General features: G+C 31.4%; 11 protein-coding genes. All 11 read right to left on the bottom strand.

The features are described 5' to 3' along the window. Positions 1 to 434: 434 nt before the first annotated feature. Positions 435 to 1,112, bottom strand: coding sequence for a CDP-alcohol phosphatidyltransferase family protein (locus tag AC27L2_RS13350; RefSeq protein ID WP_487212261.1), 678 nt, complete (start codon positions 1,110 to 1,112; stop codon positions 435 to 437). Positions 1,113 to 1,159: 47 nt separating this feature from the next. After that, entirely contained in the window at positions 1,160 to 1,759 is a 600-nt protein-coding gene (gene coaE / locus AC27L2_RS13345) for a dephospho-CoA kinase (RefSeq protein ID WP_487212260.1), read from the bottom strand. A gap of 302 nt (positions 1,760 to 2,061) precedes the next feature. Further along, the gene (rny, locus tag AC27L2_RS13340) at positions 2,062 to 3,630 is read right to left on the bottom strand and encodes a ribonuclease Y (RefSeq protein WP_487212259.1); all 1,569 of its coding nucleotides are present in this window, start codon (positions 3,628 to 3,630) and stop codon (positions 2,062 to 2,064) included. Between the two features lie 232 nt (positions 3,631 to 3,862). Further along, positions 3,863 to 4,162 (bottom strand): cell division protein ZapA, encoded by a 300-nt coding sequence (zapA, locus tag AC27L2_RS13335; protein WP_487212258.1) that lies wholly within the window; start codon positions 4,160 to 4,162, stop codon positions 3,863 to 3,865. A 30-nt stretch (positions 4,163 to 4,192) separates the two neighbouring features. Next, a complete protein-coding gene (locus tag AC27L2_RS13330) occupies positions 4,193 to 4,507 on the bottom strand; it encodes a hypothetical protein (protein WP_487212257.1) in 315 nt (104 codons plus the stop codon). Next, positions 4,507 to 6,909, bottom strand: a complete 2,403-nt coding sequence (gene pheT, locus AC27L2_RS13325; RefSeq protein WP_487212256.1) for a phenylalanine--tRNA ligase subunit beta — start codon at positions 6,907 to 6,909, stop codon at positions 4,507 to 4,509. The genes AC27L2_RS13330 and pheT overlap by 1 nt, the downstream gene beginning before the upstream one ends. Before the next feature lie 11 nt (positions 6,910 to 6,920). Beyond that, complete coding sequence (pheS, locus tag AC27L2_RS13320) at positions 6,921 to 7,913, bottom strand: phenylalanine--tRNA ligase subunit alpha (RefSeq protein WP_487212255.1); 993 nt, start codon at positions 7,911 to 7,913, stop codon at positions 6,921 to 6,923. Positions 7,914 to 7,980: 67 nt separating this feature from the next. Continuing rightward, positions 7,981 to 8,328 (bottom strand): 50S ribosomal protein L20, encoded by a 348-nt coding sequence (gene rplT / locus AC27L2_RS13315; protein ID WP_487212254.1) that lies wholly within the window; start codon positions 8,326 to 8,328, stop codon positions 7,981 to 7,983. Between the two features lie 17 nt (positions 8,329 to 8,345). Continuing rightward, positions 8,346 to 8,537, bottom strand: coding sequence for a 50S ribosomal protein L35 (gene rpmI / locus AC27L2_RS13310; RefSeq protein WP_487212253.1), 192 nt, complete (start codon positions 8,535 to 8,537; stop codon positions 8,346 to 8,348). 12 nt (positions 8,538 to 8,549) lie between these two features. Next, positions 8,550 to 9,077, bottom strand: a complete 528-nt coding sequence (gene infC, locus AC27L2_RS13305) for a translation initiation factor IF-3 (protein WP_487212262.1) — start codon at positions 9,075 to 9,077, stop codon at positions 8,550 to 8,552. Positions 9,078 to 9,088: 11 nt separating this feature from the next. After that, positions 9,089 to 10,869 (bottom strand): threonine--tRNA ligase (thrS, locus tag AC27L2_RS13300; protein WP_487212252.1); only part of this gene is annotated, 1,781 nt, incomplete at its 5' end.

The following is a 10,869-nucleotide window of genomic DNA, read 5'->3' as shown; positions in this document are numbered from 1 at the left end:
CCTATTAACTTGTTTCAATCTTCTTTTTTTGACTACAAAATCAGGAGGTTGAAGGTTCTTCCAAAGGAATCCCTTTTGGGAGAGTCCTTCCGGGTGTACTAAATTTACTAATTAATATTCCTCTTTTTGACTACGGATCAGGAGGTTGAAGGTTCTTCCAAAGGACTTGAGATATTAAAACATCTTTTTGATAATTAACTATGTTCTAAATCTTTATTTATAAAGTAAGAGAATTTTGAAATAAAGAAATATTGCAAAACCCTAATGTCAATTACATTCTTTATGTTACAAATCTGAATATTAATTATTCTTTCAAATAAAAAATTATTATCAAATTATCCTTATGAAAAACAATAACATTAAAATTAACTTTTTGTTATGTTCATTGGAATGAATTTTAATTGATTGTTAAAATCAATTATCACAAATATATGTTAAATATTTTCTCTGCTCTTTAGCTCATCTTTCTTTAACTTATTTCCTTCAAATATTACCGAGATTATAAAAAGTATAATCAATCCAATACCAAATACTAATGCCCCAACATCTAAAATTGTATACTTTTCATCTTCATAGGCAAATTCATTTGCACCAAAGAAATAAACTAAAGTGTTTAGAATAATTATAATCAATCTTACTTCTGTTGGACCAATTTTGTAATAAGAAATCTTAAAAACACCATAAACATATGTTCTTATATAAACAAGAACTGACATCAGCAAATAACCAACAAGAGCAAACATTACAAAATCGAATCTTGTATATGGAGATAATCCAGCACCTGCAGCAATTATTATTATACTTAATGAGTCAAGTGTATGGTCAATAAAATAGCCATACTTGGGTCTTTCAATTTTTCTATATCTTGCTAAAGTTCCATCTAAACTATCTCCGAACCAATTAATCACTAAACCTAAATCTGCAATCCAGAGAAAAATTTTATCGTAAGTTGTCAAATAATAACTCAAGCCTGTAATGAAAGAACCTAATAAACCAATTAATGTGAGAACATCTGGAGTAACAAATTTTGGCATTCTTTGGGCTAACCATTGCAAGGCTGGTCGTTCGAGAGGTCCGAGTAAAATGTCGTTAACTCGAGTGTGTTTTTCCATTAATTAATCCGGATTATATTTCATTTATTGATGTAATAAAAATTTTCTTATAACGACTTAATCAAACTTAACACAAAAAGTACTTTCTTTTTTAATTCATCCTTATCATTATTATTAACAATAACAAAGTCTGCCCATTCTTTTTTCTTTTCATCTGGAATTTGAAATTCCATTCTTCTTCGAATTTTTTCTTCACTTACTTTGTCACGTTCTACTATTCTTTTGATTCTTGTTTGTTCATCAGAATAAACTAAAATAATATAATCAAAATAATCCTGAATTTTTGCTTCGTATATTAATGCAGATTCAACAAAGACATAATTAGATTTCTGAAATTCTTTTTCTGCCAGCTCAAGTGTTCTTTTAATAGTTTTTGGATGAACAATGGAATTTATCTTTTCTACATTTTCTTTTGAAGAAAAAATTTTTTCTGCAAGATATTCTGTATTAAGTTTGCCATTGATATACGATTCTTTACCAAAATATTCAATAATATTTTTCTTAACCTCTACATCTTTCTGCATTATTTCTTTTGCAGTAAGGTCAGATTTCAAAACATAATATCCTTCGGATTCAATAATTGAGCTTACTATTGTTTTTCCTGCTCCAATTCCTCCTGTTATTCCTATTAATATTTTTTTATTCATTTATTATTTTATTAAAAATATTCCCGAAAAAAATTTCCCAAAAGTCTTACTTATTAATTTTTATTTTAATGTCTAACTTATTAATAAATTTTTAGAATAAAAAAACTTTAAAATAAGGTCGTAATAAAAATTATCATGAAATAAATCTTATAAAAAAACCTTTCTTAAACTTTTTCAAAGATTTTCTACTACCATGTGAATCATGTTATTGTAATTTTATACGGTGTGATTTTTTATAAATAAAAAAGACTGTGTTTAATCATTAAGAAAAATTTTAGTATGATTAAACACAGTCTATAAATTTATTTTGCGTAAGCTATTTTTCTTACTTCGCGAATTACCATTACTTTTATTTGTCCGGGATATTCCATTTCTTCCTGAATCTTTTGTGCAATTTCATAAGACAATCTATCTGCAAGTGCATCATCTACTTTATCAGGTTCAACAACAACTCTAACTTCTCTTCCTGCTTGAATAGCATAAGTTTTTGCAACACCTTCAAAAGATTTTGCAAGTGCTTCAAGATTTTCAAGTCGTTTTACATAACTTTCAAGTGGTTCTCTTCTTGCACCCGGACGAGCACCGCTAATTGCATCCGCAGCCTGAACAAGTGCAGCAATAGGATGTTCCATTTCAATATCTTCATGATGGCTTCCAACTGCATTTACAACAATTGGATGTTCATTATACTTTTTAGTTAATTCATATCCAAGCAAAGCATGAGGTCCTTCAACATCACGGTCGATTGTCTTTCCAATATCATGCAACAAGCCAGCGCGTTTTGCAAGATTAACATCAAGACCAAGTTCAGCTGCCATGATTCCTGTAAGATATGCAACTTCAATGCTGTGCTGCAAAAGGTTCTGTCCATAACTGGAACGATATTTCATTTTGCCAATATGTTTTACGAGTTCTGGATGAACTCCATGTAAACCAAGTTGAATTAGAGTATTTTCACCTTCCCGCTGAATTTCTTCATCGAGTTCCTGTTCTACTTTTGCAACTACTTCTTCAATTCTTGCTGGATGAATTCTTCCATCGGCAATCAATCTTTCAAGAGCAATTCGAGCAACTTCTCTTCTAAACTGGTCAAAAGCAGAAAGAATAACAGCTTCTGGTGTATCATCTACAATTACATCCACACCAGTTGCTGCTTCGAAGGCGCGAATGTTTCTGCCTTCTCTTCCAATTATTCTGCCTTTCATTTCGTCATTCTGAATTTGAACAACTGAAACAGTTGTTTCAACAGAATGGTCAACAGCAGTTCTTTGAATAGCCTGAACAATAATTTTTTGAGCTTCTTTTTTTGCCTCGAGTTTAGCCTGCTCGCGTATTTCTTTTATCATCTGAGAAGCATCTGCTTTTGCCTGATTAATCATATTTTCCATCAGCATTTTCTTTGCTTCTTCAGATGTTAGACCTGCAGTCTTCTCAAGGCGAATATTTTGTTCTTCAATTAATTTTTCTAACTCGAGATTCTTTCTTTCGATTTCTTCTTTTTGAAGCTGAAGTTGCTTTTCGAGTTCTTTAAGAGTTTTTTCTTTTTGAACTACGACATCGTATTTTTTTTCAAGATTATCTTCTCTTGTTTCAAGCTGTTTTTCATAAGCCTGAAGTTTTTGACGTTTTGTATTTACTTCATTATCGAACTCCTGTTTCTTCTTAAGCCATTCATCTTTAACTTCGAGAAGTTTTTCTCTTTTTATATGCTTAGCTTCTTTTTCAGCTTCTTCAATAATTTTCTGAGCTTTTTCTTTCGCAACAGCTATATTATTCCTGCCGATTTTAGAATTCACCAACCAACCCAGCAAGAAAGAAATTACAGCAGTTACAGAAGTAATAATAAGAACCAAGTACATTTCCAACTGCATATATCCTCCATTATAAGAAAATTAATACCGCAGCTGCCGGCCATTTATATAAAAAGAACCCTTCTTATACAATGTGGGAAATTGCCCGACGCTTTTTACTTCCACTGCCCCCGTTAGAACGGGAGACCGTCATAAAGACGGTTGAGGCCTGTAATACACGCCGCGAGTCAATAACCCTATAGTTTTTTATTGTTAGTTCTTTTATAAATTGGGCCGACAGTGCGGAAACTTTTTATGATGGAGAGGACATAAACTTGGACTCACTCAAAAGAAGCTTAATTCTTTTTACTTTATCTGTTGCTTGTATGCTGAACTCACGAAATCTATTTTTTTCCATAAACAAATCGTATGCAATATTTAATGCTGCTATTATTGCAATTGTATCTTTTGGTTGATCCGGTAATTCTTCTTTAGTTTCTTCCATAATATTATTCACATATTCTGCTAATTCAGCTGCAACTTCCTGATTTTCTACCAGCAAAGAATATTCTTTATCAAATATTTTTACTTTAAGCTTCTTTTTTTCGCCCATTTTATATCTCTTCCATCATCAAACAATATTTTAAGAACGCAAATGATAGTCAATCCTGGCTATCAATTCGCTTATTTTGTTCTTTAATGCTTCTCTTTCTTCTGTATTAAACTTTTCTGCTCCAAATAAATTTTCTTCATTGAACATTGACCTTGAAATTTTTGATTCAATTTCAGACAAACGTTTTTTTAATGCTTCATTTTCTTTTTCTAATTGACTGATTCTGTTGCTTAAAGCCTGATTGGCTTCAATCAACTCAGAACCTTTTTGAATAAAATAATAAATTTCTTTTTCAAGAGCATTTAGTTCTTCTAAAAACATGTCATATTTTGAAAGCTCTGCCACTAAATGCCTCTTAATTTCCCATTTAATTTTTCTTCAACTGCTTTAATTGCATTCCAAAAATCTTTTTCAACTTCTTCCTCAGTTAGAGTTCTTGTTTCATCATAATACTCTAACTGGAATGCAAGACTTTTTTTACCTTTACCTAAACTTTCACTTTGGAAAATATCAAATAACTTGATATGATGCAACAATTTAGAACTTGATTTTTTAATCACCTCTATAACACTTTCAGCTTCGATTGATTCATCAAGTATAAAAGCAAAATCTCGATATACTTTTGGATATTTTAATAACTCTTTAAATTCTTTTTTATCAGGCTTTATTGATTTGATCAAATCCAAATCAAAAATGAATGATAATACATTTTGACTTATGTCGAACAATTTCAATAATTCTTTTCTAACTATTCCTCCTTTCCCAATAATTTGATTTCCATAGTTTAATTGAATGCCAACTTCATATTCATTTGTATCAATTATCTTTTCTATTTGATAATTTAATGAAGGTATCAGCTCTGTTAAGAATGATTGAACATATCCTTTCAAATCATAAAAATCATAAGTTCTATCTTTTTCATACCATTCTGTTTCAACTGCATTTCCAGTTAATGCGATTATTAAACTTTCTTTTTCGTAAAAGTCATCAAAACTTTTTATTTCATCATCATGTTTTCTTTCAAATATTTTTCCTATTTCAAAAAGTTGTAGACTTCTTTCATTCACTTTAAGATTATTAAGAATTGCTTGCAGCATTCCAGGAAGTAAAGATGGACGCAAATGTGTCATCTCTATGCTTTGAGGATTTAATACTCCAATCGGATTGCCAAATTTTTTTGCTATTTCTTCTCTCAAAAGTGAATTTGTAACTATTTCATAAAATCCAAGTGAGTTCAAAATATTTCGAACATTATCGTTGAAAGCTGATTGGTCAATTTTCTCTTCAAGCGTTACAGAAATTTTTTCGATTTCTGGAATTTTATCATAACCATAAATTCTTGCAACTTCTTCAATCAAATCAATTTCTCTTTCAATATCATGACGATAAGTAGGAACAGCTAATGACAATTTCTTTTCATCTTCATTTTTAATTTCAAAACCAAGATTGATAAAAATTTTTTTCACTTTTTCTTTCTGAACTTGATAACCCAAAATTCTTGGGATTCTATCATAACGAAGCTCTACAGATTTTTGAGCGAAAGGATTTGGATAAACATCAATTTCACCATTTGCAATTTCACCGCCAGCTGTTTGAAAAATTAATTGTGCAGCACGACGAGCAGCCCAGACTGTTATTCCATAATCAGTTCCTCTTTCAAATCGATAAGATGCATCAGTCTGAAGCCCCAATCTCTTTGCAGTTCTTCTGATTGAAGATGGATTAAAGAAAGCACTTTCAATCAAAATATTTTTTGTTGAAGATGTAACTTCAGAATTTTCGCCGCCCATTACTCCGGCAATTGCAACAGGTTTTTCTGCATCGCATATCATTAAATCTTTAGATGTTAATTCTCTTTCTTTTGAATCGAGTGTAATAAATTTTTCACCTTCTGATGCAGAACGAACAATAATTTTTTTACCGCTCAAATTATCCAAATCAAATGCATGCAAAGGTTGACCAACTTCATACAAAACATAATTTGTAACATCAACAACATTGTTGATTGGTCTTAAACCTACGCTTTTTAATCTTCGTTTAAGCCATTCAGGAGATTCTTTGATTTGAACATTTAAAACAACTTTGCCCACATAACGAGGACAATTGACTTCATCAATAATTTCAACAGAAGCAATATCTTCAGATTTGAAATTTGATTCTTGAATTTCTACAGAAGGAATTTTCAACGGTCTGTCAAATATTGCAGATAAATCTCTTGCAATTCCAATATGACTTAATGCATCTGCACGATTAGGAGTAATTGCAATATCAAGAATAATATCGTTTAATCCAATTGCATCGGCAAATGATGTTCCTTCTTTCAATTCAGAATCTAAAACCATAATTCCTTCATGATTATCGCTCAAACCAAGTTCTTTTTCTGAACATATCATACCTTGAGAAAGTTCTCCACGAATTTTTACTTTCTCTAATTTCATTCCATTGAAAGGAATTACAGCCCCAACTTTTGCAAAAGGAACTTTTTGACCTGCTTCTACATTTGGAGCTCCACAAATCACATTATAATCCTGAGAACCATCGCTTACAATGCAGACAGAAAGTTTATCTGCATTCGGATGTTTTCTTTTTTCTTTTACATAACCAACAACAATGTTTTCAAAATTTTTTGATTGGTCAATAACTTCTTCTACTTCTAATCCTGCAAGACTTAATTTTTCAACTATATCATTTAATGGAATATCTTTCAAATCGATATAATCATTAAGCCAGTTAAGAGAAATTTTCATAACATCACCTTTTAAAATTGCCTCAAGAAACGAATATCGCTGTCAAATAAAATTCTGATATCATCGATACCATATTTGCGCATTGCTGTTCTTTCAATCCCCATTCCAAAAGCATAACCAACATATTCTTCAGGGTCAATTCCAACATTAATTAAAACATTTGGGTCAACCATACCGCAACCAAGCACTTCAAGCCATCTGCCTTCTTTTCCTTTTGGTTGCCACCATACATCCATTTCTGCACTCGGTTCTGTGAATGGGAAAAAGCTTGCACGAAATCTGTACTTAACATCATCACCAAAAAATTGTTTTAAGAATGCAACCAGCGTCCCTTTTAGTTCGGCAAATGTAACATCACGGTCAACATATAAACCTTCAACTTGATGAAATAAGCAATAACTTTTTGCACTTATTACTTCGTTCCGATAAACTTTCCCTGGCATTATTGCTCTAATTGGAGGTTTCTTCGATTTCATCAATCTAATTTGAACAGGTGAAGTATGAGTTCTTAATAAAAAATTTTGGTTGATAAAAAATGTATCTTGCATATCACGAGCGGGATGGTCAGCAGGAAAATTTAATGCTTCAAAATTATTGTAATCAGATTCAAGTTCTGGACCTTCATAAACTGAAAAACCTAATCCTTTAAAAATATTTTTGATTTCATCAAGAGTTTGAGTAATGAGATGTTTGCTGCCAATAGTTTTAATTCTGCCGGGAAGAGTAACATCAAGAGATAATTCTTTTTGTGATTTTTCCTCGGCTTCAAGTTTTGTTTTCAGTTCATCATATTTTTGCTGAACATAATTTTTCAGTTCATTTAATTCTTTGCCAACAATTTTTTTTTCTTCTTTTGATATTTCTTTGAATAAATCAAAAAGTTGAGGAATAATACCCTTGCGGCTTAAAAATTTTATGCGCAGTTCTTCGAGTGATTGAAGATTAGAAACTTTTGAAATGTCTTCATCAAAAATTTTCCGGGTTTCAGAAATTTTATTTAGCATAATTTTCCCCGAGAGTTTAAAATAAATCCCTCTCGATTTTAAAATATAAATTCGAGAGGGATAATTGTTAATTCATTGCAAATTTTACTACATCAGAGAAAGCTTTGGGATTTTCTACAGCCAAGCTTGCAAGAATTTTTCTATTTATACTTATTCCTTTTTTATTTAATGCACCAATTAATCGAGAATAAGTAGTTCCATTTTCTCTTGCAGCAGCATTAATTCTTACAATCCACAAAGAGCGAAATTCTCTCTTTTTAAGCTTTCTATCTCTGTATGCATGAAGCAAGCCTTTTTCGACATGATGTTTTGCAACTGTAAGAACATTCTTACGAGCTCCCCAATAACCTTTAGCTAATTTTAGTATTTTTTTACGTCTTCTTTTCGACGCTACATGATTTACTGAGCGTGGCATTTCGATTCCTCTCCAATTTATTGTAGCATTATTTTAACTCTTTTTAAATCTGCTTTTGAAACAAGTGTTGCTTTTCTAAGATTTCTTTTTCTCTTTCTTGATTTAGTAGTTAGAATATGTGATTTGTATGCTTTGTTTCTTTTGATTTTTCCTGTGCCTGTAACTCTAAAAGTTTTTTTGGCACCTCGATTACTTTTCATTTTTGGCATTATCTCACCTATCTATTTTTTCTTTTTACCTTTTTGCGGTGCTAATATGGCATGCATCGCTCTGCCTTCAAACTTTGGTTCTTGTTCCACTTTTGCAATGTCCGATAATCTTTCAATAAATTTTCTTAATAATTCTTCTCCGATTTCTGTATATGCTAATTCTCTTCCCTTAAATATCACAGAAACTTTTACTTTATTTCCATCTTCAATAAAATTTGCTGCATGTCTTGCTTTGAAATCAAAATCATGTGTGTCAGTATTTGGATGCAATCTAATTTCTTTAAGAACACTTACCTGCTGTTTTTTCTTTTGAAGTTTTTCTCTCTTCTGTTGTTCATAAACAAATTTTCCATAATCAATAATTTTGCACACAGGAGGATTTGCCTGCGGTGCTATTTCAACCAAATCCATTCCCGCTTCTTCTGCTTTTTGTAATGCTATTTGAATTGATACTATTCCTATTTGTTCTCCGTTAGCTCCGATTAATCTTACTTCTGGAGATTTAATTTCCTGATTTACACGGTGTTTTACTTGTGTAATAAATTACCTCTTTAATTGTGATTAATTCTGTTTTTTATTTCTAATTGAATTAAATCAATAAAATCTTTTAATGAATAACTTCCTTTATCTCCAACTTTATGTTGACGCACAGAAACTGTTCCTGAAGTTTTTTCTTTCTCACCTACAATTAACATATAAGGAACTTTTTGAGTTTCCCAATCTCTTATTTTATATCCAATCTTCTCATTTCTTTCATCTAGTTCTGCAAAAATATCTAATTCTTTCAATTGTTTGTAGACCTCTTTTGCATAATCAAGATAATTTTGTGAAACTGGCACAACTGCAACTTGAATTGGTGCAAGCCATGTTGGAAATGCACCAGCATAATGCTCAATTAAAATTCCCATAAATCTTTCTATAGAACCAAGCAGTGCACGATGAACCATAAATGGACGATGTTCTTTTCCATCTTCTCCAATATATTTCATATCAAATCGTTCAGGCAAATTAAAATCAAATTGAACAGTGCTTAACTGCCATTCACGATTAAGAGCATCTTTAATTTTAATATCAATCTTAGGACCATAAAATGCGCCGCCGCCTTCATCAATTTCATAACTCAAATTTTCTCTTTCCAAAGCATGTTTAAGAGAATTAATTGCTTTTTCCCAAATTGCATCTTCACCGATAGCATCTTCAGGTTTTGTTGCAATATAAAATTTCAAATCTTCGAAACCAAAAGACCTAAGCATAAAAATAGAGAAACGAACTACTTCGATAATTTCATCTTCAATTTGTTCTTGAGTACAAAAGATGTGAGCATCATCTTGAGTAAATCCACGCACACGCAAAAGTCCATGAAGCACACCACTTTTTTCATAACGATAAACTGTTCCTAATTCTGCCCATCTTAATGGAAGTTCTCGATAAGAACGAAGTTTTGATTTATAAATCATAATATGAAATGGGCAGTTCATTGGTTTTATATAATAATCCTGATCATCAATGCTCATCGGTGCATACATATTTTCTTTATAGAATGAAAGATGTCCACTCGTTTCCCAAAGCCAGCTCTTTCCCATGTGAGGTGAATAAAGAAGTTCATAACCATTTTTAATATGTTGAGCTCGCCAGAAAGTTTCGATTGTATTTCTAATGCGTGCACCGCGAGGATGCCAGTAAATTAAACCAGCTCCAGCTTCTTCATGAATACTAAATAAATCAAGCTGCTTACCGAGTTTCCTATGATCTCTTTTCTTTGCTTCTTCCAGAAATAACAAATAATCATCAAGCATTTTTTTCTTTGGGAAAGAAATACCATAAATTCTTTGGAGCTGTTTATTTTTTTCGTTGCCTCTCCAATAAGAACCTGAAACACTTAGTAATTTTATGTATTTAATTTTTCCTGTATCTGGAACATGAGGACCAGTACACAAATCTGTAAAATCACCTTCCTCATAAATACTAATTACTTCTTTTGTATCATCAAGTTCACTCAGAATTTCAAGTTTATAATTATCTCCTTTCTTTTCAAAAAATTTGATTGCTTCTTCTTTGCTAAGTTCAGTTCTTTTGAATGGATTTTTTTGTTTAGCAATTTCGAGCATTTTATTTTCAATCTTTAAAAGGTCATCATCAGTTAATGTAGTATTAATATCAATGTCATAATAAAATCCTGCATCTATAGCAGGACCAACACCAAACTTAGCTTCTGGGAAAAGAGATTGAACGGCATGAGCCATTAAATGTGAAGTTGAATGCCAGTAAGTTTCTTTTCCTTCTTTATCATCAAAAGTAAGAATAGATATTTCTGCATCTTCATTAATTTTTG

Source organism: Rosettibacter sp. KY25 (assembly GCF_057554405.1).
This window is presented reverse-complemented; position numbering and strand designations above follow the sequence as displayed.